The organism is Embleya sp. NPDC025285 (assembly GCF_055558835.1).
Map to the genome: position 1 here is coordinate 1 of NZ_JBVHLU010000080.1, position 21,675 is coordinate 21,675.

Genomic DNA, 21,675 nt, shown 5'->3' on the forward strand with positions numbered 1-21,675 from the left:
AAAAGACACAACAGGAGCAAAAATGTGGCAAAACCCCCCCCTCCCCCCCCCCCCCCTCTTCCGCCCCCCCCCCCCCCCCCCCCCCCGACGGCGGGGGCGGCGGCACACCCGGGCGCACTCGGGGCGCGGGCGCGGGCGCGGGGACGCGGGGCGGGCCGGCCGGGTCGCGGATGCGAGCCGGTGCTCGTCTGGTCCCATCACCCCCTCGCAGCCACTTGGAGACGACGCCACCCATCGGACGGCGACCCCGGAACGGCAGCGTGGTCATGCCCCTCGCAACGACGAAACGGACCGACCAGGGCCACCGGCGCAGCACCGCTGCCGATCACGTCCGGTCGCCCACGCGCGGCAAGCCGCGGACGGCAGCCCCCACCGGACGGCAACCCGGGAGGCCGGCGGATGGTCGCGGTTTTCGACGGTGACGGGGCGGGTCGGCCCGGGTCGCGGATGCGCAGCCGGTGCCCATTACGCCCAACCGCCCACTCGTGGCGGTATGGGGACGATGGCAGCCGCCGGGTGGTGTGACCCGAGTGGGGCGGTAGTTGGCCACGCGCCTCGGCGGTGGCGGGCCGGGGCGACCACGGCAGCGGACCCCGCGCCGGTGCCGGTCACATCCGCCCGCCCGCTCGCGGCGATCCGAAGACGGTGGCACCCACCGGACGGCAACCCGGGCACGGCAGCGCAACCGCATCCTTCGGCGGTGGCGATGCGGGGCAACCAGGGCTGCGGAGCCGGCGCCGGTGCAATCACGCCCACCCGCCGTGGCGACCCGTACGCGCAGGACGGTGACCGAGGCGCGGCGCGCGGTCACGCCCTTCGGCGGTCGTGGGCCGGGGCAACCAGGGCTGCGGACGCGGCGCCGATGCAATCACGCCCACCCGCCGTGGCGACCCGTACGCGCAGGACAGTGACCGAGGCACGGCGCGCGGTCACGCCCTTCGGCGGTCGTGGGCCGGGGCAACCAGGGCTGCGGACGCGGCGCCGGTGCGGATGACGTCGGAGAGGGCCTGTAGTTGGACGCGGATCCGGGCGGCGACCAGCGGGTCGGCCGGGCGTACCGAGCCGTCGGCGTCGCGGGTCAGCGCCTCGGGCGCGCCGCCCACCACCACCTCCGGATCGGGGACCACCAGGTTGCCCAGCCCGGTCAGGATCCGCACCGTGTCGGTCAACCCGCGGAACCCGTGCAGCCGACTGGCCGTCACCACCATCACGGCGATGCCCTTCCCGCACAGGGACGCGTCGCCGCGCGGGCGCGAGGCCCAGTCGACCGCATTCTTCAGGACCCCGGGAATCGAGTGGTTGTACTCCGGCGTGGCGATCACCAACCCGTCCGCCCGACTGATCGCGGTGCGCCACCTCCGCACCGCCGGCAGCGCCGGATGCACGTCCAAGTCCTGGTTGTACAACGGCAGTTCGCCCAGCGTCGGATAGACGTCGAAGGACATGCCCGGTGGCGCGAGCGCGGGCAACGCGGCCAGCAGTCGGGTGTTGGCCGATTCCGCGCGCAGCGAACCGGAGATCGCCAACACGCGGGCGGGCGACGGGGGCATCGGAGTGGTCCCGAAAGCGGACATGGCACGCGCCTTTCTTCAGGGTGCGGTACGGCGGTCGAGCAGGGTCGTGTCGTGGCGTCCGGCTCGGAAGTCCGGTTCGTCCAGCACCTCGGCCAGCAGCGGCGCGGTGGTGTGCACACCCGGGCCCTCGACCCGCAGTTCGCGCAGCGCACGCCGCATCCGGGCCAGCGCCTGGTCGCGATCCGGCCCCCACGTGACGATCTTGGCCAGCAGCGAGTCGTACTCCGGCCGAGCCCGGGCTCCGGGAAACGCGTGGGTGTCCACCCGGACGAACGGACCGGCCGGCGCCTCGAACGCGGTGAGCGTGCCCGGGCAGGGCGCGAAATCGCGCGCCGGGTCCTCGGCGTTGATCCGGCACTCCACCGAGACCCCGCGGCGGTGCACCCGATCCTGACCGAAGTCCAGCGGTCGGCCGGCGGCGATCAGCAACTGCTCGCGGACGATGTCGATGCCGGTCACCGTCTCGGTCACCGGATGCTCGACCTGGATCCGCGAGTTCACCTCGATGAACGCCGCGTCCTCGCCACGCACCAGGAACTCGAAGGTGCCCGCTCCCCGATACCCCACCGCCCGGGCCCCGGCGACCGCGTGCGCGGCCAGCCGTTCGGCCAGTTCGGCGGGCAGGCGGGCGGCGGGCGACTCCTCGACGAGCTTTTGGTGTCGGCGCTGTACCGAGCAGTCGCGCTCACCGAGATGCACCACGTTCCCGTGCGCGTCGGCAAGGATCTGGATCTCGATGTGCCGGGCGCCGGCCAGGTACTGCTCCAGGTAGACGCGGTTGTCGCCGAAGGCCGCCTGGGCCGTGGCGCGCGTGGCGCGGAAGGTGGGCAAGAGCGCGCCGGCGTCCGGCACCACCGCCATGCCCCGGCCGCCGCCACCCGCGACCGCCTTGACGATCAGCGGGAACCCGATCGCCCGCGCCACCTCGGCGGCCTCGTCGGCCGTGCCGACCGGCTCGCGCGAGCCGGGCAGCACCGGGAGTCCCGCGTCCGCCATGATTCGCCGGGCCGTCGACTTGTCGCCGAGCCGGGCCATCACCTCCGGGGCCGGACCGACGAAGACGATCCCGTTCTCCGCACAGATGGTGGCGAAGTCGGGGTCCTCGGACAGGAATCCGTAGCCGGGATGAATCGCCTGCGCGCCCGTGTTGCGGGCCGCCTCGATCACCGCCGGCGCGTACAGATAGCTGCGATGCGGGTCGGCGGGGCCGATGTTCACGTGGTGGTCGGCCGCGCGTACGGCGGCCGAGTCACGGTCCGCGCCGGAGTGCACCACCACGGTGGCGATGCCCATGTCCCGGCAGGTTCGCACCACGCGGAGCGCGATCTCACCGCGGTTGGCGATCAGTACGGTGTCGAACACGGCGGGTCACCTCGCAACGTCGGAGTCGGCATCGGGTTCTGGTTCGAGTTCGAGCAGCGGTTGGTCGTACTCGACGCCCTGGCCGTTGTCGACCAGCACCGCGGTGACCCGGCCGTCGCGGTCCGCCTCGATCGGGTTCATCAGCTTCATCGCCTCGATGATGGCCACCTGTTGGCCGGCCCGGACCACGTCGCCGACCTCGACGAACGCCGCCGCCCCGGGCTCCGGCGCGCGGTAGAGGGTGCCCACCAGCGGGGCGCGGACGAGATGGCCCGAGGATTGGCCCGCCGGCGCGGTCTCCGCGGGCCGGTCCGGTTCGGCCGCCCTCGCGGCAACGGCAACGGGCTCGGAATCGGACGCGGCCGGCGACGGCCCGGGCGCGCCCGACGGGTCGGACCACGCGACCTCGATACTCTCCCCTCCGGAACGCACCACGATCCGCGTGGGCGGTCGCGGGGCATCGTTCAGGACGTGGCCCAGCGCGCTGCGCAGCGCGGTCAGGCTTGCCGCGCGGCCTTCGCCGTCGGTGCCGGTCATGCCGATTCCTCCTCGAAGTCGTAGGCGTTGCCGTCGTCCGGGTCGCCGGCGCCGGCCGGCCGCACGGCGGGCAACCCGAAGGCCCGAAACCGCCGCCGGCGCAGCACGACGCGCTCGGCCGGTTCGACCGCCGCGAGTTCGGCCACCGTCTCCAGGACCGCGTCCCGCAGGGCCAGGCTCGCGGCGGCCGGATCGGTATGCGCGCCGCCCTCGGGTTCGGGGACCACCCGGTCCACCACGCCGAGTTCGAGCAGCGAGCGTGCGTCCAGGCCGAGCGCGCGGGCAGCCGCCGGGCTCTGCTCCCGGGTTTTCCACAGAATCGCCGCGCAACCCTCCGGACTGATCACCGAGTACAGCGCGTTCGCGCTGATCAGCACCCGGTCGGCGACACCGAGCGCGAGCGCGCCGCCACTGCCGCCCTCACCGGTGACCACGGCCACCACGGGCACCCGCAGTCCGGCGAGCACGCGCAGGCATGCGGCAATCGCCCCGGCCTGGCCCTGCTGTTCGGCCTCGATCCCCGGGTGGGCACCGGGCGTGTCGATCAGGGTCACCAACGGCACGCCGAGCTTCTCCGCCAGACGCGCGAGCCGGACCACCTTGCGGTAGCCGGCCGGCGAGGCCATCGCGAAGTTGGCCCGGACCAGATCGGCGGTGGTATGGCCCTTCTGGTGCCCGAGCACCAGCATCGCGCGGCCGTCCACCAGGCCCAGGCCGCCGACGATCGCCGGGCAGTCGCCACCCGCCCGGTCGCCGCGCAGCTCGACGAACGCGTCCATCCAATACGCGAGATGGTCACGCGTGGTGGGCCGACCGAGGTCCCGCGCGGCGGCGACCACCTCGTGCGCCGGACGAACGGGCGGCTCGACGGGCGCGGGACCCGACATCGGCGTCGACGGGGCGCCGCGCGCCGGGTCGATCCGACGGCACGCGAGGGTCGCAGAGGGCGACCCGGTCCCGGTCCCGTCGGATCGATCGCACGCATCCGCCCCATCCGCCCCGTTCGGCCCATTCGACCCACCCGACCCATTCGACCCACCCGACCCATCCGACCCACCCGACCCGTCGAAGACCTCGGCCCGATCGGGCACGCCCGACCGTTCCTCCGCCTCGACCCGCTCGGGTGCACCCGCTCCTTCGGGTTCGCGCGCCCCATCGCCCCCGTCGGCCCGCTCCGCCCCGTCCGCCCCCCGTGCCGACGCCAGCAGGACCGCGAGCGTGCGGCGTAGCTCGCCACGCGGCCGGACCGCGTCCACCAGGCCGTGTCGCAGCAGGAACTCCGCCGTCTGGAAACCCTCCGGCAGCCGCTCCCCGATGGTCTCCTCGATCACCCGCGGTCCGGCGAAGCCCATCCGCGCACCCGGTTCGCACACCACCACATCGGCCAGCGTGGCGAACGACGCGGCCACGCCGCCGTAGGTCGGGTCGGCGACGACGGTGACGGTGAGGATGCCGGCCTCGTCCAGTTCGGCCATCGCCGCCGAGGTCTTGGCCATCTGCATCAGGGCCAGCGCGCCCTCCTGCATCCGGGCCCCGCCGGAGGAGGTGACCAGGATCAGCGGTACCCGCCGGGCCAAAGCGGCGTCCGCGGCCGTGGTGACCGCCTCGCCCGCGGCCACGCCCAGGCTGCCGCCCATGAAGGCGAAGTCCATCACGGCCAGCACCACCGGGTGCCCGACCACGGTGCCGAGCGCCACCCGGACCGCGTCGTCATGTCCGGTCGCCACCCGGGCGGCGGCCAGGCGGTCCGGGTACGGCTTGAGATCCTCGAAGCGCAGGGGGTCGTGCACGGTCTCGGTCGGGGTCAGCGGCCGGGCACTGCCCGGGTCGAGCAGCGCGTCGAGCCGCCGGCCCGCGTCGAGCGGGGTGTGCGTGCCGCAGCCGGGACACACCCGGTCGGCGCGCTCGAAACGTTTGCGGTAGACCAGCGCCCGGCAGCTCGGACAGGCCAGCCAGTCGGCCGGCGCCGGCTGCTCGGCGGCGGGTACGGAAGCGGTGTTCATCGCGGTCTCCCCTGGTCCGGGTGCGGCGCGGCGCTCGATCCGGTACCGGGTCCGGCCCCCGATCCGGCCCTCGAGCCGGCACCGGGTCCGGCGCCCGATCCGGGACCGGCGATGCCGCCGGCCCTCGGCGACGCGTGCCGCAGTGGGGTGATCTGTTGGACGTCGTAGTTCTCGCGCAGTCGGGCCACGCGCTCGGAGTCGACCCGCTCCCCCGCGCCGAAGATCTCGATCAGTTCCTCGAAGTAGCGTTCGTGATCGGGCGCCGGCGTCGACTGGAACAACATCCTGGCCGGCCGTGCGGTCGGGTTGGCGAACGCGTGCGGGCAGCCCGGCGGTACGAACATGCAGCTCCCGGCCCCGGCCCGGACCGGTCCCCGGCCGGTTTCCGAGCGCCAGCCGCGCCAGTCGTCGCGGGTGCGCCGGCGGGGTTCGAAGGCGAGCACGTCGAGTTCGCCGTCGAGGACGTAGAAGAACTCCTCGCCCCGCGCGTGCACGTGCGCGCCGACGTCGAAGCCGGGTGGCACGACCACCTCGAAGGTCGAGGTGTGTCGGGCATGCGCGCCGGTCACCTTGTAGGTGACCTCCTGCGCGGCGGTGACCAGTCGTCGACCCGCTCCGGGCGGCATGATCAGGCCGTCGACCATGACGGCACCTCCTCGTTCGTCGGCCGCCGGACCCCGACGCCGGCCGGTTCGCCGGCGACCCAGGTGCCGAGGGCCATCTCCGCGGTGATCCCGGGGCCGAAACCGGCCACGATGCCGCGTCCGCCGACGGCGGGTCCGCCCGCCGCGTACAACCGGTCCAGGGCGTCGAAGACCACCGCGCTCGCGATGTTCCCGTACTCGGTGAGGGTCGCCCGGCTGTGTCGAAACGCCTCGGGAACCACTCCGAGGAACCTGCTCAGGTCGTCCAGGATCCGCGGCCCGCCGGCGTGTACGACGTAGAAGTCCAGCGCCGAGGCGTCCCATTCGTGTCGGGCGACCAGTTCGTCGATGACCGGCGCGAGCGGCGCCATCGTGGTGGGCACCCGCTTGTCCAGGCGGAAGTGGAATCCGGTGTCCTTGACCGCGTAGGAGATCCAGTCCTGGGTGTGTGGGATGAGGTACGAACCGTTGCGTTCGAGCCGCACGCCGGTACCGCCCGCGCCGCGCACCACGGCCGCGGCGACCGCGTCGCCGAACAGGCCGTCGGAGAGCAGCGACCCGATGTCGGCGTCGTCGGGCTGGTAGCACAGCGAGCAGAACTCGCACGCCACGATCAGCGCGTTGAGCTCGGGATACGCGGTACAGAAGTCGTGCGCCCGATTGATCGCGGCGCCACCGGCCGCGCAGCCGAGCTGGGCGATCGGCAGTTGGCGGGTATCGGAGCGCATGCCCAGTTCGTTGATCAGCCAGGCGGTCATCGACGGCATGCTGAACCCGGTGCACGAGACGTAGATCAGCAGGTCGATGTCGCGTATCTCCACCTCCGCGTTGGCGAGCGCCCGGCGGATCACCGGCGGCACGCGCAGCTTGGCCTGTTCCTGATAGAGCAGGTTGCGGGCCTCGAAGCCGGGGTGTCGCAGGGTCCGCTCGATCGGCTGGACGAGATGTCGTCGGCGGACACCGGTGTTCGCGATCAGCCGCAGCGCGAGCGGCAGCCGGGGGTTGTCCGCGTGCAGTCGCCGGGCGATGTCGAGCGACTCGTCCATGGTGATCACGTTTTCGGGGACGGCCACGGCGGGCCGGCACAGAGTACTCACGAGCTGTCTTCCTTGCCTGGTCCGGAGCCTTCGCGAGGATCCGGAGCTACGGAGGGGTGATACATCCGGGGGTCTTCGGGAGTCGGCTCCCGAAGACCCCCGGATCGCTGTTCGGCGCTTCCGCGCTTCTGCTCTTCGGCCCTTCGGTCCTTCAGCGCCTCGGCGCCTCGGCGCCTCGGCGCCTCGGCCGTCCGCCTATCCGGCGGCTTCCATCGACATCGCCCGGGGACCGCACACCCGATGCGGCGCCTCGATCGCACCGTCGGGCAGCAGCGCGCCGGTGTCCTCGAAGATCACCACGCCGTTGCACAGCAGGCTCCAGCCCTGTTCGGGATGGCTCTGTACGACGTGTGCCGCCAGGTGGTCGGAGGCCGATGCGGCGGGACATGGGGGAGAATGCCGGCACATGGTCCTGGTCCTTCCGGGAGTGCCGTGGTCGGCAGCGGGTTCACGAGCTGCCGGGTGGTCCGTCGGCTGGTTGGTCACATGCCAACGGTGCGCCGCCCACCGTCCCGGGCGGATGAGCCCACGGCCCCGATTCGCCGGCCGATGTCCCGAGTCGCCCGGGAGGGCGTCGGCGGCACCCGACGCGGCGCGACGCCCCACGGATCCCGGGCATCGCCGACGGGCCGAAGCAGCTCGGAGGGAGCCGGTACGGACGTTCGATTGCCCGGCGCAGGGTGGCCGGTGTGTGGGACGACGACGAGCCGGTGTGCAAGCGGGACAGGTGGGGGACGGACCGCTACACCTACAACGTCCGCGACCCCATCGGCTTGGCACTGACCGTGCTCACCGTGATCCTCGTCGTGGTCGCGCCGGCCCCGATGAACAAGCGCGCGGGCCCGTTCGCCTCACCGAACCCGCATGAGAGCCGGCCGGACGTCCGGGAGTGGCGCCCGCCGACACCGTGGTCGACGTCGGCGCCGTCCTCGTCGCCGACCGCAGTCCCGACCTCGGCGTCGGCAACCGCTTCGGCGCGCCCCACGAGCCCGTGACCTCCGACGGCGCCCGCCCCGAATCGGCGCGTGGCCACTGAACTCCATTTCGCAGAGTCTCAGTTCCGGTCCAGACCCTCCTGCTCGTCACGCAACCGACGTGCCCTCAGCACCAGTTCCAGTTCGAAGCGGCGATCGGGCTCGTCCATCTCGTCGCCCAGCAGTTCGCGGATCTGCCGCAGCCGATACCGCACGGTCTGCGCGTGCACCCCGATCCGGGCCGCGATCTCCGGTGCGCCGCCGCGCGTCTCCAGCCACGCGAGCAGCGTCTCGGCCAGTCGCCGGGCGTGCGTGGGCGAGCAGTTGTCCAGCGGTGCCAGGCAGCGCCGGGCCAGATCCTCGATCAGCTCCTCCGGCGGCAGCAGCACCAATGCCTCGGTGTGCTCGGTACAGCGGATCACCCGCCCGTCCGGCAGGTGCCCGCGCTCCATCAGGCGCAGTGCGGTGCAGGCCCAGTGCAGCGACTTGGCCGCGTCGGCGAGCGGGACGGACGGGCCGATCGCGCCGGTCCAGCCGGTCATCGCCCGGCGCAGCAGTTCGGGCCGGCCGGCCGCGTCCGGGTCGGGCACGATCATCCGGGGTCGTTCGCACTCCATGTCCAGGAGTACGTCCCGGCCCACCGCCGGGGCAACCGCGTCCGGTGCGGGACGCAACAGCACGCCCACGGCCACCTGTTCGGGTAGTGGCCAGCCGATCCGGGCGGCGTGCTCGGCCAGTGCGCTCGCGGGTTCGGTGCCGTATTCGGTGAGCATCATCTTGATCAATCGCTTCTGCGCCCACAGGCGTTCGCCGACCTGCCGGGCGGCGGCCTCGGCGTAGCCGTGCACGGACTGGGCGACCAGGCCGTCCAGGTATTCGAATCCGGCCTCGGCGAGTTCGTACATCGCGGGCGGCGGGATCTCCACCTGCTGGCCGATCTCGGCCAGTCGCCGCCACGCGAGTCGTACGCCGAGCCGGTAGACGGCCTGGAGCGAATCCAGGCTTCGGCCCTGGAGCACCTCGACGCGGCCGAACAGCTCGAACAGCTCCAGGCGTTCGTGCTGCCGGTCGTCGGTGTCCAGCAGGTGCTCGACGAAGTCGACCAGGGCGCGCCGGATGGCGACCAGCGCCATCGGCTCGCCGGACTCGTCGGGCACGAGCGGCAGTCCCGGGTACTCGACCCGGATGTCGCGCAGGATGTCCTGCGCCAGGTCGGGGATCTCGGCCATGGCCAGATCGGCGAACCGACACAGTCGCGGCCGAGGCACGTCCCGCCAGGCGGTGCGCACCGTCATGTCGCCTTTCCCTCGCGGCCGGCGCTCGACACCGTCGCCGGGGCCGTGCGCCCGTGACCGGACCCGTTTGCCTGCCGGCGGCGCCGGCATCAGGGCTGCGCGTTCGGCGCCGTCGGGTCGGTGCGGAAGGACACGAGTGGGACGTTGGGTTGGTCGGGCGTGGCGTTCAACGCGGCGACGATGCCGAGCGCGGCGGCCACGGCGAGGGCGGCGGCAACGATCGCGGTCAAGCCGGCGGCGAGCAGTCTGCGCATGCTTCGACGAGCCTCTCGATCGGAGGGCACCCCGCCCGTTCCCATGCACCGGCTCTATATCAGCACAGTGTGCGAGGTGTATTGACACTCCGTCAAGGGTGCGCCTACGGTTCCCGGCCTGAGACAGACGTGCACGTCCCCGAGGCCCTTTGCCGTCAGGAGTGCCGGATGCGCCGCGCCATTTCCTCCCGTTCCTCGATCCTCTCCCTGGCTCTGCTCGGAGCCGGGGTCTTCCTGCTCGTGCTGGCCGCGATGCTGGCCTGGTACGTCGAGCCGCACGCCAAACGCACCCCCGTCGACATCGACGACACCGTCGTGTTCGCCGGTACCGGAAGCTATTTCGACACCGGCTCGCTGCGGCCGGTGCACGGCGAGACGCTCACCGTGACCCGCCGCGTGGTGGGCGATGTCGCGGCTGCCGAGCGCAGCGGTCGGGCGGTGTGGGACGTGTCGACGACGATCGACACTCCGGCCACGCTGGCCGCGCACGACCCGCGTCGGTCCTTCCAGTGGACGCTGGCCCGCTGGGTGACCGACCGGCGTACCAACGCGCCCGTGCACTGCTGCGGGGAGACGCCCGCGATCCAGGGCGAGGCGTTCCTGAAGTTCCCGTTCGACCTGGAGAAGCGCCGATACCGCTGGTGGGACGAGACATTGGGGGCGGCGGTACCGCTGGACTACCGCGGCACGGTGAAGGTCCGCGGGCACCGCGGCTATCGCTTCACCGGCGTCGTCCAGGACACCCGGGTCGGCGGCCGGCAGGTGCCGGGCACCCTGGTCGGCCTGCCCGCGCAGCCGCAGGTGCTCGCCGAGGAGTGGTACGCCAACGCCGGCGTCGACCTGGTCGTCGACCCGCGCACCGGCCGGGTGATCGACGCCAAAATCGCCCCGCGCAAGACCCTGCGCGCACCCGGGGCGAACTCCGCCTCGGTGGTGCTGCTGGACAGCGACAACATCCGGTTCACCGAGGAGACCCGGCGCCGGCAGGTGGACTCGGCCGAGGAGGACGGCGCCAAACTGGAACTGGTCGGCGAGACCGCCCCACTGGCCGCGAGCGCGCTCGGGGCCCTGCTCACGGCGCTGGGAGTGCTGCTCCTGGTCCGCGGAGCCGGCACCCGTCCCCGCCCCGAACCCGACGCCGAGCCGGGGCACGAGCCCGCCCCCGAGCCGGGGCACGAGCCGGGTGCCGATCCACACCGGCGCGCCCGTTTCCGTTGGTTGCCGCACCGCCGTACCGGGCCGATCCGGCGGCGCGACTCGGGCAGACCGGCACCGAACTGACAATTCTCCGGTCGTGCGGAACGTCAAAGTTGTCACCTGGGTGAGTAGCTTCGGCGCACTTGGTGGCGAAAACTACGAACTCACCCCGCACATCCCGCACTTCCCGTGCACCCTTCCGCGTTCGTTCCAGGCCCGCTACGAGTTGGAGCTCACATGCCCCAGCACGTGCCTTCCGCGCTGCGTCCGGTGACCGGCCCGGCACCGTTGCATTCCTCACCGCGCGGTTCCGCGTCCGACCGGACCCCTCACCCTCGCCGCATCGTCTTCCTGGCCCGCCGCGACCTGGCGAACCCGGCCGCGGGCGGCTCCGAACTGCTGGTCGATCGATTGGCGGACGGTCTCACCGCCCGGGGTCACCAGGTGACCCTGGTCTGCGGCGGACCGGCCGCCGACCGCGACTACCGCGTGGTCTCGGCCGGCGGCGACGCCGACCACTACCTGCGCGCGCACCGCGCCCTCGACCGTCGGGTCGGCGGTTGCGACCTGCTGGTCGAGGTCTGCAACGGCATGCCGTACCTGGCTCCGCTGTGGCACCGGGGCCCCACCCTGTGCCTGGTCAACCACGTCCATACCGACCTGTGGGGCATGCGGTTTCCGAGCCCCGCCGCGCGGCTGGGCCGACGGCTGGAGCGTTGGGGGCTGGCCGGCGCGCATCGGGACAATCTGATCGTCGCGGTGTCCGGCTCGACCGCCGCCGCGCTGCGGGCGATCGGCGTGCCGCCGGATCGCATCCGGGTCGTGCACAACGGCGTCGAGGAACCCGCCCCCAGGGTTCCCAAGTCGCCCGAGCCGTTGTTCGTGGCGGTGGGGCGCCTGGTCGAGTACAAGCGCATCGACCTGCTCCTGCGCCTGTGGGATCGGGTCCGGCCGGTCACCGGTGGCCGGCTGGTCATCGTCGGCGACGGGCCGGAAGGCGATCGGCTGCGCGCCTCGGCCGGGCCGGGCGTACATTTCGCCGGCCGGGTGTCCGAGACCGAGAAGCACCGACTGCTGTGCGCGGCCTGGCTGTTGCTGCATCCCTCGCTGGTCGAGGGCTGGGGTCTGGTGGTCACCGAGGCCGCGGCCCGGCACACGCCGGCCATCGGTTTCGACATCCCGGGCCTGCGCGACTCGATCGACGACGGGGTCACCGGCGTGCTGGCCCGCGGCGAGAGCTCGTTCGCCGCCGCGTGGTGCGCGCTGGCGCTCAGCCCCGAGCGCCGCGCGGCGATGAGTGCCGCCGCCGGACTGCGCGCCGCCCGGTTTCGCTGGGCCCGCACGGTCCACCGGTTCCGGGCCGTGGCCGCCGAGGCCGCGCCCGCCCCGGTCCCCGGACGCGGCACTGGGTGGTGACCGCGTGAAGGACCCGTCCCTGCGCCGGTCGATCGCGCTTTTTCGCGCCTTTCGGCAGGAGCCGCAGGACCCGGACCGGTGCTACGGACTGCTCGCCCGCGACGCCGCCGATCAGGTCGAACGGCACATGCGGCTCCGCGGTCGGGTGGTGGTCGACGTGGGCGGCGGCAGCGGGCACTTCACCCGCGAGTTCCGCCGACGCGGCGCCAACGCGTACCTGTTCGAACCCGACCCCGCGGAGCTGGCCGCGCGGGGCACCCCGCCCGTGGGTGCCGTGGTCGCCGACGGGTACCTGCTGCCGCTGGCGGACGGGGTCGCCGACGTGTGCTTCTCGTCCAATGTGCTGGAGCACGTGGCGGATCCGCAGACCTTCCTGAGCGAACTGGTCCGGGTCACCCGCCCGGGCGGGTTGATCTACGTCTCCTTCACCAACTGGTACTCCCCGTGGGGCGGTCACGAGTGGGCGCCCTGGCACTATCTGGGCGCCGAACGCGCCCGTACCCGGTACGCGCGGCGCACCGGGCGGGCCGCCAAGCACACCCTGGGCGAGAACCTGTTCGCCGTGCACATCGGGCCCACCCTGCGCCACGTCCGGGCCCGTCCGGACGTGGTGGTGGCGTCGGCCCGCTCGCGCTACTGGCCGTTTCTGCCCGGCGCGGTCACCCGCGTTCCCGGGTTGCGCGAGGTCATCACCTGGAACCTGCTCCTCATTCTTCGGCGGTGCCCGTGACGGCGCCATCGCCCGACGCGTTCCTCGATCCCGCCGCCGGCGTCCCGGCCCCCGGGCATCGCGCGCGCTCCGCAGGAGGCACTCGTGACTGAGACGACCCTGTCCCTCCCCCCGGCCCGGCCCGGCCGGCCGCCCGCCGAGCCGGCGCCGGCCGAACCACCGGCCGACCGGTCGCGCCGGCGGATCCGGTTGCCGGCCTTCTGGGCAGTCGTCTTCGTCGCGTTCCTGGCCGTGTCGCCGGGAAAGATGACCTTCGAGACCAAGCTGGGCGTGGTCACCGATCCGTGGGGTTTCATCGGCGACCTGGGCAACCTGTGGCACGACCGGGCCGGCTTCGGCGGCATCGCCGACCAGTACATCGGCTACGCGTTCCCGATCCTGCCGTTCTACGCTCTCGCCGACCTGATCCACCTGCCGATCTGGCTCGCCGAGCGGTTGTGGCTCTCGCTGATCGTCACGGCCGCGTTCTGGGGCGCGCTGCGGCTGGCCGAGCGGCTGCGCGTGGGCACCGCGCACAGCCGACTGCTGGGCGCGGTGGCGTACGCGCTGTGGCCGACCTTCACCATCGTGATCGGTTCCACCTCGGCCGCGGTGTTGCCCGGCGCCCTGCTGCCGTGGGTGCTGCTGCCGCTGACCTCGCCACACCTGAACCCGCGTACGGCCGCGGCCCGTTCGGCACTGCTGATCCCGTTCATGGGCGGGGTCAACGCCGCCTCCACGCTGGCCGCGCTGCTGCCGGTGGGGCTGTATCTGCTCACCCGCCCGGCCGGGCCGCGCAAGTGGGCACTGATCGGCTGGTGGATTCCCGGGGTGCTGCTGGCCACCGCGTGGTGGGTGATCCCGCTGCTGTTGCTCGGCGTGTACGGCGAGAACTTCATGCCGTACATCGAGCAGGCCGAGACCACCACGAGCACGATGTCCGCGACCGAACTGCTGCGCGGCGCGGGCGACTGGGTCGCCTATCTCAACTTCGGTGAACCGTGGTTGCCGGCCGGCTGGACCGTGGCCACCGCCGTGGTCACCGTGCTCTGCTCGGCGTTCGCCGCCGCGCTCGGCCTGGCCGGGCTGGCCCGTCGCGACCTTCCCGAGCGCCGCTGGCTGATCCTGACCGTGCTGATCGTGGCGCTGATCGCCCTTGCCGGCTACGGCGGTTCGTTCGGCGCGCCGTTCCACGGCACGGCCCGCGACTGGCTCGACGGGTGGCTGCGTCCGTTCCGCAACATCTACAAGTTCGAACCCGGACTGGCCCTGGCGCTGGTGCTCGGGCTGACCCATCTGGTGGGCACGGTGAGCGCGAACGAACCGGCGCTGCCCCGACCCGCCCGCCGGTTCGCGCCCGCGCTCGCCGCGCTGCTGATCCTGCCCGGCCTGGCCTGGCCGTACCTCAACGGCACGGTGCTGCAATCGGGTGCCTTCACCAAGCTGCCCGACCACTGGCGGCACACCGCCGACTGGCTGGACAAACACTCCCCGGACAGCCGGGCACTGGTGGTCCCCGCGACCGCCCACGGGCTGTACACCTGGGGTTCGCCGATCGACCAGCCACTCGATCCGTTGGCCGATTCGCCGTGGGCGCAGCGGGACTTCGTCCCGTTCGGCACGCCCGGCGCGCGGCGGATGACGGACGCGGTGGAACAGGCCCTGCTCACCGGCGGCCAAGTGCCCGGGCTGGCGGACTTCCTGTCCCGGGCCGGCCTGTACGCGGTGGTGGTCCGCAACGACCTGGACCCGGACCAGATCGGCTACGTGCCGCCGGTCACCGTCAAGCGCACCCTGGAGGCCTCCGGCTACCACCGGGTCACCGGTTTCGGGCCGTTGATCACCGGCGGTCGAATCCCCGAGGGCACGCCGGTCCAGGTGCAGGGGCTGTTCACCCGCCTGCAGGCCGTCGAGATCTACGAGCCCGCCCCGGGCACGCCTCGGCCCGGACGGGTCGGCGGTCGGGCGGTCGCCGACACCGCGCTGCTCAGCGGCGGCCCGGAGGCGCTGCTGCAACTGTCCGCCGATCCCGGTCTACGCGACCGACCCACCGTGCTCACCGGCGATGCCCACCCCGGCATCGACCGGCCCGGCACGCAGTTCGTCGCGGACGGACTGCGCCGCGCGGACACCCGCTTCGGCCTGGTCAACTCCAACACGTCCTACCCGTACACCGCCGGCGAGCGGAACCCGCCGGACAGCACGCAGAACCCCGGATCCGCGCCGAAGCAGATCCTGCCCGTCGACGGGGCCGCCCACCAGAGCACCGCCGTGCTGCGCGGGGCCGCGTCGGTGACCGCGTCCAGCAGCGGCAACTGGCTCTTCCATCTGCCGCAGTACGACCCGGTGAACGCCTTCGACGGCGACCCGGCGACCGCGTGGGCCGAGGGCAGCCCCGGCACCCCGGCCGGCCAGTGGCTCGAGGTCGCCTTCACCGCGCCCACCGAGATCCCCGCGTCGCTCTCGCTCACCCCACTGCCCGGCGACGGCATGCGTGCCGCGCCGACCCGGGTGCGGATCGCAACCGATCGCGGCTCCCAGGAGAGCCTGTTGCGCCCCGAGAGCACGCCGCAGCAGGTCAAGGCGCCGCAGGGAGCGGCGAAGTGGCTCAGGGTCACCATCCTGGACGTGCGGACCGCGCGATCCGGACTGTCCGGCGCGGGCTTCACCGAGGTCGCCATCCCCGGTGTACAGGTGTCTCGGCTACTGCGTCTGCCCACCGACGCCGACCGCTCCGACGCGGAGACCGGGGTCTACTCGATGCACCGGGACAACGACCCCGGTGGGCTCTCGCCGGTGGCGGCCGAGGACGGGCTGCACCGCCGCTTCGAGACTCCCAAAGGCGGTGACTTCGCGTTCGACATGCGCGCCGTCGCGGTGCCCGGCCCGGAGTTGGACCGACTGGTGGTGGGCGCCGCGCCGGACCAGGCCAAGCACATCACCGCCACCGCCGAGTCCACCGGCCACACCGGCCGCTCGCTCAGCGCGCGCAATCTCGTGGACGGCGACCTGACCACCGCGTGGATCGCCGGCGACCGACCCGTGGTCCACCTGAACTGGCCCGATCGCACGAGTATCGACGAGATCGTGCTGGGGGCGGCCGGCGGGTTGTCCACCCGGCCGGAGGAGATCCGGATCGACTCGCCCAACGGTTCGGTGACCGTCGCCGTGGACGAGAACGGGCTGGCCCGGTTCGGGCCGATCGACACCGACCGGATCACCGTCACGATCACCCGCGGCGCGCCGCTGACCGTGCACAACCCGCTCGCCGACAAGCGCTTGCAACTGCCGGTGGGGTTGAGCGAGATCCACATCCCGGCGTTGGCCCGGCTGCGCACGCCCCCGCCGGACCCGAGGGTGGCGTTCTCGCTGCCGTGCGGGCAGGGACCGCCGTTGGCGGTGGACGGCGTCATGCACGCCACCAGTGCCTCGGGCACGGTGCGCGACCTGCTCGAACGCCGGTCCGTGGCGGTGCGGTTGTGCGCCGCCGAGTCGCCGGGCGGCGTACTGCCCCTGGGCGCGGGGATGCACACGGTCGAGGCCGGCAACCAGGGGCCGGTGCAGATCACCGACGTGACCGCGATCCGAGGGCAACTGCGGCCCCCGGCACCGCAGTCCGCGCGATCGGCCACCGCCGCGGACTGGAACGGCGACCACCGCTCGGTGCGGATGGGCGCGGGCGAGGCCACCTACCTCCAGATGTACGAGAACCGCAACTCCGGTTGGAAGGCCACGCTGCACGGCAAGGAACTGCGCCCGGTCCGGATCGACGGCTGGCAGCAGGGTTGGCTGGTGCCCGCCGGTGCGGCCGGCACCGTCGAGCTCGAATACGAGCCGGGTGGGATATACCGGGGCGGACTGATCGGCGGCGCGGTGGCCCTGGCCGCGCTGATCGCGCTCGCCTTCGTCCGGCGCCGGAACCGGGACTCGGCCGGGAGCGACGCACCGCCCGCCGCACCGCCGCCGCCCGGCCCGATCCTGGGCGTGCTCGCGCCGACCGTGGTGGTCGCGATCGTGGCGGGGCCGATCGCGCTGGTGGTGCTCGCACTCGCGGTGCTCGCGCACCTGCGGCACCGGCTGCTCACACCGATCGCGCTGGTGGCGATGGCCGGTGCCGGGATCGCGGCGGCGATCGGGGCGGGCGAGCCGATCGCCGGCGGCGAGGGCTCCTTCGGGCCTGCCGCGCAACTGCTCGCGCTGATCGCGCTGTGCGCGGCACTGGTGACGGTGGGCGGGCCCGATCCCGGCGGCCCACGCGTGGCGACTTCCGGTCCCAGGCACGGGCGTTCGCCGTCCGCGCCGCCGCCTGCGTATCCGCCTGCGGGCACATCGTCCGGCCCGCCGCCCGAAGCCGCGGCCCCGCCCGTGTCGATGACCAAACCGGCGCCGACGGACCGGGATCCGGCCACCGAACCCTCGATGGTCAACGACCGGGCCCCGGAGGCCGACACCGCGCCGCTGCCGACGGTGCGGCCGGACGGCGGGAAGCCCGCGCCGACCGATCCGGAACCCCCGTCGGACGGCAGGACGAAGGAGATCGAACACCCATGAGCGCAGTGCGCCCGGCTCGGCGCGAACACCCGGTCGAGCCGGCCCTCGCCCGGATCCCGTTCCCACACGTCGACGAGATGTCCCGACAGGGTCAGCGGCCCGGTGAGCCGATCGCGGTGCACATGGAGATCCGGCTGCCCGGGCAGCCGGATCCGGCCCGGCTGCGCGCCGCGTTCGGCGCCGCACTGCGCCGGCACTCGCGAATCCTGGTCCGCGAGGCGCCCGGTCGGTGGTATCGGCGGCGCTACGAGTGGGAACTCACCGGCGCCCCCGACGTCGAACCGGTCGGCTTCCCGCCGCCCGGTCCGGACGCCTTGGCCCGGGCCCGGGCATTCGCCCTGGCCGAGGCGCCACCGCTGACCCTGTCGCCGCCGGTGCGGCTGGACGTGATCCGCTCGTCGGCGACCTCCGGCGGATGCGTCCTGCTGTGCCGCATCCACCACACCGCCCTCGACGGGCCCTCGTTCCTGCGCGTGCTGGCCACCGCGGCGGAGTTGTACGGCGGGGCCGGCACCGGGCCCACCTCGGACCGGGCCGCACCGGCCGGCACCGAGGACCCGGAACAGGCCATCCTCGACCCGGGCCCCGCCCTGGCCCGTTCGGCCCGGGTCGCGCCGGCCCCCGCGCGCGGGGCCGAGCACCGCGCCGGCAACGGCCTGGTGCTCGGCGAACTGCCGCTCCCCCCGCGCCCACCCGGCGCCGCGTACACCGTCAACGACCAACTCCTGGTGGTCACCTGCCTGATGATCGCCCACTGGAACCGGCTGCACGGCGCGCCGACCCGGCCGATCCGGATCACCATGCCGGTCGACGACCGCCCGCGTGGTGTCGAGATGCCCATCGGCAACGGCACCCGACTGGTCGACGTCGCGTTCGGCGCCCGGGAGTACGGGCAGGAACCGGACCCGGAGGCGATCCTTGCCCTGCTCCGGCGCACGGCCCGCCGGACCAAGGCGCTCAGGGCCGCTCCCCGGCCCCCGCTCGGCCGCGGCGCGGCGCTGCTGACCGCCCCGCTCCTGCCGGTCGACCTGCGGGCCTCGATCACCCGCGGTCTGGGCCGCGCCCTCGGGCCCTGGACCTCGACGACCCTGCTCAGCAACCTCGGCCGGATCCCCTATCCGCTGAACTTCGGCGACGCGGGCCGGGCGAACGCGGTCTGGGTCTCGGCGCCCACCCGGATGCCCCGGGGACTGACGGTGACCACCACCGGCACCCTCGGCCGCCTGCATGTGGGGTTGCGCTGGTCGCGCGCGCTGCTGACGGACGCGGCCGGCCGGGAGCTGTACGGCCTCTTCGAGCACTACCTGTCCGCCGTCTCGGCGGCCGCGCAATCCTCGGCCGTCGTCGCCGACCCGATCGCGCACGAGGGGGGTTCGCGATGAGCGACACCTCCCCCGCCGGTCTGCGCGCGTTCTACGAGAACCCGGCGGTACCGGTCGCCTCCGGCCCCGAGCGCAGTCGGCGCCAGGCCAGGATGCTTGCCCGGGCGTTGGGCCCGGGGCCGGCGGTGGTGGTCGACATCGGGTGCGGCGACGGCTCGGCGGCCTCGTTCGCCGGTCCCATGCCGGCCGGACACACCCTGGTGGGCATCGACTGGTCGCAGGACGCGCTGCGCCGGGCGAGCAAGCACATGCCCCACCTGGTGCGCGGCGAACTCACGGACGGCGGACTGCCGTTGGCCGACGCCGGCGTGGACGCCGCGGTGTTCGCCGAGGTGCTGGAGCACCTGGTGGATCCGGACGCGGCGCTGGACGAACTGCGGCGGGTGCTCAAGCCGCGCGGCCACCTCATGCTCTCCACGCCGAACCTGGCCGCGTGGTACAACCGCGCGCTGCTCCTCGCGGGCGTGCAGCCGATCTTCTCCGAGGTCAGTCTGCGCGGCATCCACGGCCGACCGGGCTCGCAGGTGGTCGGCCACCTGCGGCTGTACACCGCGCGCGCCCTGCGCGAGCTCCTCACCGCGTCCGGCTTCGAGGTGGTGCGCATCGCCGGGGCGCCGTTCCACGGCGTGCCCCGGGTGCTCAGGCCGCTGGATCGGGTCGCGTGCGCGGCCCCCTCGCTCGCCTCGATCCTGCTCGCGCACGCCCGGCGGGCCTAGCCGTGTGGTGGGGAGTGGCCGCGGCGCTGCTGGCCAACGTGCTCTACAGCACCGGATTCGTGCTGGAGAAACGGGCGTTGGGCAACCTTCCGGCATTGACCGCCGGTCGGCCGCTGCGACTGATCCGGTCGCTCCTGGGCAGCCCGGCGTGGCTTGCCGGCTCGCTCGCGCTGGCGGCCGGGTTCGGTGCCCAACTCGCGGTCTACCGCGCGCTGCCCATCGCCGCGGCGCAGGGTCTGTTCGTCGCGGGCCTGGTGCTGCTGCTCCTGCTGTCCTCGGTGATCCTGGGCGAACGGCCCACCGTACGCGAACGGATGGGCGTGCTCGCCGTGCTCGCCGCGCTGGCTATGGTCGTCGCCTCGTTGCGCGACGCGGACCCGGTCGGCGACCACGCCCCGACCGGCCGGCTCCTGGCGGTCTGTCTGCCGGCGCTCGCGGCCGGGCTGTGGCTGTATCTGGCCGCCGGTCGTCGGGCCCGGGACCCGACCCGCCCGCCGGCCACCGGCGTCGAGTACGGCGTCGCGATGGGCCTGCTGTACGGGGTGAGTTCGCTGGCCGTCAAGGGCGTCTCCGGCCGCCTCACCGGGCGCGGCGTCGGCGACACGGTGCTCGCCCTGCTCCGAACGCCCCACCCCTATCTGCTCGTCGGCACCGGCGCGGCCGGACTGGTTTTGTCCCAGGCCGCGTTGCAACGCTGTCGGGCGTCGCTGATCGTGCCGGTGTGCACCACGGTGTCCGCGCTGTTCACCGCCGTGCTCGGCAGCCTCGCCTTCGGCGAGTCGCTGCCGCACGACCGGCTGCGGCTGATCCTGCGCCTGGTCGGCGGCACGCTCGCCATCGCCGTCCTGATCGTCCTGCCCCGGCACGACGAGCCCCCGGCCGCGCCGGCCGAAGTCCCCGCCCTGGTTGAGGAGTCGCCCGATGGAACCTGACGATCCGCTACTGCGAATCCTGGCCTGCCCGCTCGACAAGGGACCCCTGACCCTGCTGCTCCCGGAGGACGCCTTGTACAACCCGCGACTGCGCCGCCGCTACCCGATCGTCGACGGCATCCCCCAGCTTCTCCCCTCCTCCGGCGTCCGCGTCTGCGACGACGAGCACGCCCGGATCAGCCTGCGGATCGACCGATGACGCTCGCCGCCCGGCTCGCGCCCCGGGTGTCGCCGAGGTTGGTCCGCACCGCGGTGGATGTGCTGTACCCGCGCTTCGAACCCGAGTTGCGGCGGATCGCCGACTTCGTGCCGCGCGGCGGCACGGCGGTGGACGTGGGCGGCTGGTACGGGCCGTGGTCGCGGCGCCTGGCGCGGCGCGCGGAGTCGGTGGTGACGGTGGAGCCGGTGCCGCGTCTGGCCAGGCTGTTGGACGCCGGTACGCCCGCCAACGTGCGGGTGGTGGCCGCCGCCGCGGGCGACCGGGGCACCGGCACCGTCGCGCTGTGGCTTCCCCCGGGGGATCAGGGTGATCGCGGCGTCTCGTCGCTGGTCCGCAGGGACATCCACGATCGCGCACTGGACGTTCCGTGCGTGCGGCTGGACGATCTCGGGTTGACCGGGGTCACCTTCGTCAAGATCGACGTGGACGGCAGTGAGTCGGCCGTGTTGCACGGCGCCCTGGAGACCGTGCGGCGCGATCGCCCGGCGCTGTTCATCGAGGTGGAGGCGCGCATCCAGTCGCCGCAGCCGGTGCTCGATCTCCTGGCGGAACTGGACTACCGGGGCTGGGTGTTGCCGGGCACCAGTTGGCTTCCGCTGGCCGACTTCGACCTCGCCGGTCACCAGGCGGAGACCGCGCATGTCGCCGAACGCGGCTTGTTGCGACGCACGTTGGCGCCGTTCAGTCGACGCTATGTCAACTCGGTGCTGTTCCTGCCGGCGGCGCGTCGCCCGGGCCCGGCCGGACGCGGGTCGCCCGGCTGAACCCCCGCGCGGCTCCCCAGGCGGGTTCGTCGGTCGGGGGCGGCGGGC

At 73.4% G+C, this 21,675-nt stretch carries 18 protein-coding genes and 1 pseudogene; 10 read left to right on the top strand and 9 right to left on the bottom strand.

Features of this window, described 5'->3' with window-relative positions; translation table 11 throughout:
* Window positions 1-929: 929 nt before the first annotated feature.
* The 7 genes and pseudogenes from ACZ4FV_RS37720 to ACZ4FV_RS37750 all read right to left on the bottom strand — a co-directional run bounded on the left by ACZ4FV_RS37720 (window position 930) and on the right by ACZ4FV_RS37750 (window position 7,625).
* Window positions 930-1,574: an NADPH-dependent FMN reductase gene (locus ACZ4FV_RS37720; RefSeq protein WP_395870242.1), complete on the bottom strand. Its 645-nt coding sequence runs from the start codon at window positions 1,572-1,574 to the stop codon at window positions 930-932.
* Window positions 1,575-1,589: 15 nt separating this feature from the next.
* Window positions 1,590-2,936 carry an acetyl-CoA carboxylase biotin carboxylase subunit gene (locus ACZ4FV_RS37725; protein WP_402237450.1) on the bottom strand — a complete coding sequence of 449 codons (1,347 nt, stop codon included), beginning with the start codon at window positions 2,934-2,936 and terminating at the stop codon, window positions 1,590-1,592.
* Between the two features lie 6 nt (window positions 2,937-2,942).
* Complete coding sequence (gene accB, locus ACZ4FV_RS37730; RefSeq protein ID WP_402237453.1) at window positions 2,943-3,473, bottom strand: acetyl-CoA carboxylase biotin carboxyl carrier protein; 531 nt, start codon at window positions 3,471-3,473, stop codon at window positions 2,943-2,945.
* Entirely contained in the window at window positions 3,470-5,476 is a 2,007-nt protein-coding gene (gene accD, locus ACZ4FV_RS37735; RefSeq protein ID WP_465325096.1) for an acetyl-CoA carboxylase, carboxyltransferase subunit beta, read from the bottom strand. The genes accB and accD overlap by 4 nt, the downstream gene beginning before the upstream one ends.
* A 134-nt stretch (window positions 5,477-5,610) precedes the next feature.
* Window positions 5,611-6,120, bottom strand: a pseudogene (locus ACZ4FV_RS37740) (cupin domain-containing protein); the annotation flags it as partial.
* Window positions 6,105-7,217: a type III polyketide synthase gene (locus ACZ4FV_RS37745; RefSeq protein WP_402237457.1), complete on the bottom strand. Its 1,113-nt coding sequence runs from the start codon at window positions 7,215-7,217 to the stop codon at window positions 6,105-6,107. The pseudogene ACZ4FV_RS37740 and the gene ACZ4FV_RS37745, both read right to left, overlap by 16 nt.
* A 195-nt stretch (window positions 7,218-7,412) precedes the next feature.
* Window positions 7,413-7,625 (bottom strand): DUF5999 family protein, encoded by a 213-nt coding sequence (locus ACZ4FV_RS37750; protein ID WP_331770600.1) that lies wholly within the window; start codon window positions 7,623-7,625, stop codon window positions 7,413-7,415.
* Window positions 7,626-7,906: 281 nt separating this feature from the next.
* Here ACZ4FV_RS37750 and ACZ4FV_RS37755 point away from each other — a divergent pair, with 281 nt between their 5' ends.
* Entirely contained in the window at window positions 7,907-8,212 is a 306-nt protein-coding gene (locus ACZ4FV_RS37755; RefSeq protein WP_395870251.1) for a hypothetical protein, read from the top strand.
* Window positions 8,213-8,271: 59 nt separating this feature from the next.
* Here ACZ4FV_RS37755 and ACZ4FV_RS37760 read toward each other — a convergent pair whose 3' ends face one another.
* Window positions 8,272-9,486, bottom strand: a complete 1,215-nt coding sequence (locus ACZ4FV_RS37760; protein ID WP_395870253.1) for a PucR-like N-terminal domain-containing protein — start codon at window positions 9,484-9,486, stop codon at window positions 8,272-8,274.
* A gap of 89 nt (window positions 9,487-9,575) precedes the next feature.
* Window positions 9,576-9,740, bottom strand: coding sequence for a hypothetical protein (locus ACZ4FV_RS37765; RefSeq protein WP_395870255.1), 165 nt, complete (start codon window positions 9,738-9,740; stop codon window positions 9,576-9,578).
* A 180-nt stretch (window positions 9,741-9,920) separates the two neighbouring features.
* Between ACZ4FV_RS37765 and pgfA the strand changes: the two genes are divergently transcribed.
* From pgfA to ACZ4FV_RS37810, 9 genes are all read left to right on the top strand, one after another.
* A complete protein-coding gene (pgfA, locus tag ACZ4FV_RS37770; RefSeq protein WP_465325132.1) occupies window positions 9,921-11,021 on the top strand; it encodes a cell envelope lipid trafficking protein PgfA in 1,101 nt (366 codons plus the stop codon).
* A 153-nt stretch (window positions 11,022-11,174) separates the two neighbouring features.
* Window positions 11,175-12,353 carry a glycosyltransferase family 4 protein gene (locus tag ACZ4FV_RS37775; RefSeq protein WP_395870259.1) on the top strand — a complete coding sequence of 393 codons (1,179 nt, stop codon included), beginning with the start codon at window positions 11,175-11,177 and terminating at the stop codon, window positions 12,351-12,353.
* A gap of 4 nt (window positions 12,354-12,357) precedes the next feature.
* Window positions 12,358-13,083 (top strand): class I SAM-dependent methyltransferase, encoded by a 726-nt coding sequence (locus ACZ4FV_RS37780; protein ID WP_395870261.1) that lies wholly within the window; start codon window positions 12,358-12,360, stop codon window positions 13,081-13,083.
* Between the two features lie 84 nt (window positions 13,084-13,167).
* Complete coding sequence (locus ACZ4FV_RS37785) at window positions 13,168-17,613, top strand: alpha-(1->3)-arabinofuranosyltransferase domain-containing protein (protein WP_465325099.1); 4,446 nt, start codon at window positions 13,168-13,170, stop codon at window positions 17,611-17,613.
* Window positions 17,610-18,995, top strand: coding sequence for a condensation protein (locus ACZ4FV_RS37790; RefSeq protein ID WP_465325101.1), 1,386 nt, complete (start codon window positions 17,610-17,612; stop codon window positions 18,993-18,995). The genes ACZ4FV_RS37785 and ACZ4FV_RS37790 overlap by 4 nt, the downstream gene beginning before the upstream one ends.
* A complete protein-coding gene (locus ACZ4FV_RS37795) occupies window positions 18,992-19,711 on the top strand; it encodes a class I SAM-dependent methyltransferase (protein WP_465325103.1) in 720 nt (239 codons plus the stop codon). The genes ACZ4FV_RS37790 and ACZ4FV_RS37795 overlap by 4 nt, the downstream gene beginning before the upstream one ends.
* Window positions 19,712-19,713: 2 nt before the next feature.
* Window positions 19,714-20,643 (top strand): DMT family protein, encoded by a 930-nt coding sequence (locus ACZ4FV_RS37800; protein WP_465325105.1) that lies wholly within the window; start codon window positions 19,714-19,716, stop codon window positions 20,641-20,643.
* Window positions 20,633-20,842, top strand: coding sequence for a Trm112 family protein (locus ACZ4FV_RS37805; protein ID WP_395870271.1), 210 nt, complete (start codon window positions 20,633-20,635; stop codon window positions 20,840-20,842). The genes ACZ4FV_RS37800 and ACZ4FV_RS37805 overlap by 11 nt, the downstream gene beginning before the upstream one ends.
* Window positions 20,839-21,627: an FkbM family methyltransferase gene (locus ACZ4FV_RS37810; RefSeq protein WP_465325107.1), complete on the top strand. Its 789-nt coding sequence runs from the start codon at window positions 20,839-20,841 to the stop codon at window positions 21,625-21,627. Before ACZ4FV_RS37805 ends, ACZ4FV_RS37810 begins: the two co-directional genes overlap by 4 nt.
* Window positions 21,628-21,675: the final 48 nt, after the last annotated feature.

Excerpts from the sequence above, each read along its gene's own strand:
- ACZ4FV_RS37720 (WP_395870242.1), bottom strand. The coding sequence starts at position 1,574 with ATGTCCGCTTTCGGGACCACTCCGATGCCCCCGTCGCCCGCCCGCGTG.
- accB (WP_402237453.1), bottom strand. The coding sequence starts at position 3,473 with ATGACCGGCACCGACGGCGAAGGCCGCGCGGCAAGCCTGACCGCGCTG.
- accD (WP_465325096.1), bottom strand. The coding sequence starts at position 5,476 with ATGAACACCGCTTCCGTACCCGCCGCCGAGCAGCCGGCGCCGGCCGAC.
- ACZ4FV_RS37750 (WP_331770600.1), bottom strand. The coding sequence starts at position 7,625 with ATGTGCCGGCATTCTCCCCCATGTCCCGCCGCATCGGCCTCCGACCAC.
- ACZ4FV_RS37760 (WP_395870253.1), bottom strand. The coding sequence starts at position 9,486 with ATGACGGTGCGCACCGCCTGGCGGGACGTGCCTCGGCCGCGACTGTGT.
- ACZ4FV_RS37765 (WP_395870255.1), bottom strand. The coding sequence starts at position 9,740 with ATGCGCAGACTGCTCGCCGCCGGCTTGACCGCGATCGTTGCCGCCGCC.
- ACZ4FV_RS37775 (WP_395870259.1), top strand. The coding sequence starts at position 11,175 with ATGCCCCAGCACGTGCCTTCCGCGCTGCGTCCGGTGACCGGCCCGGCA.
- ACZ4FV_RS37790 (WP_465325101.1), top strand. The coding sequence starts at position 17,610 with ATGAGCGCAGTGCGCCCGGCTCGGCGCGAACACCCGGTCGAGCCGGCC.
- ACZ4FV_RS37795 (WP_465325103.1), top strand. The coding sequence starts at position 18,992 with ATGAGCGACACCTCCCCCGCCGGTCTGCGCGCGTTCTACGAGAACCCG.
- ACZ4FV_RS37805 (WP_395870271.1), top strand. The coding sequence starts at position 20,633 with ATGGAACCTGACGATCCGCTACTGCGAATCCTGGCCTGCCCGCTCGAC.
- ACZ4FV_RS37810 (WP_465325107.1), top strand. The coding sequence starts at position 20,839 with ATGACGCTCGCCGCCCGGCTCGCGCCCCGGGTGTCGCCGAGGTTGGTC.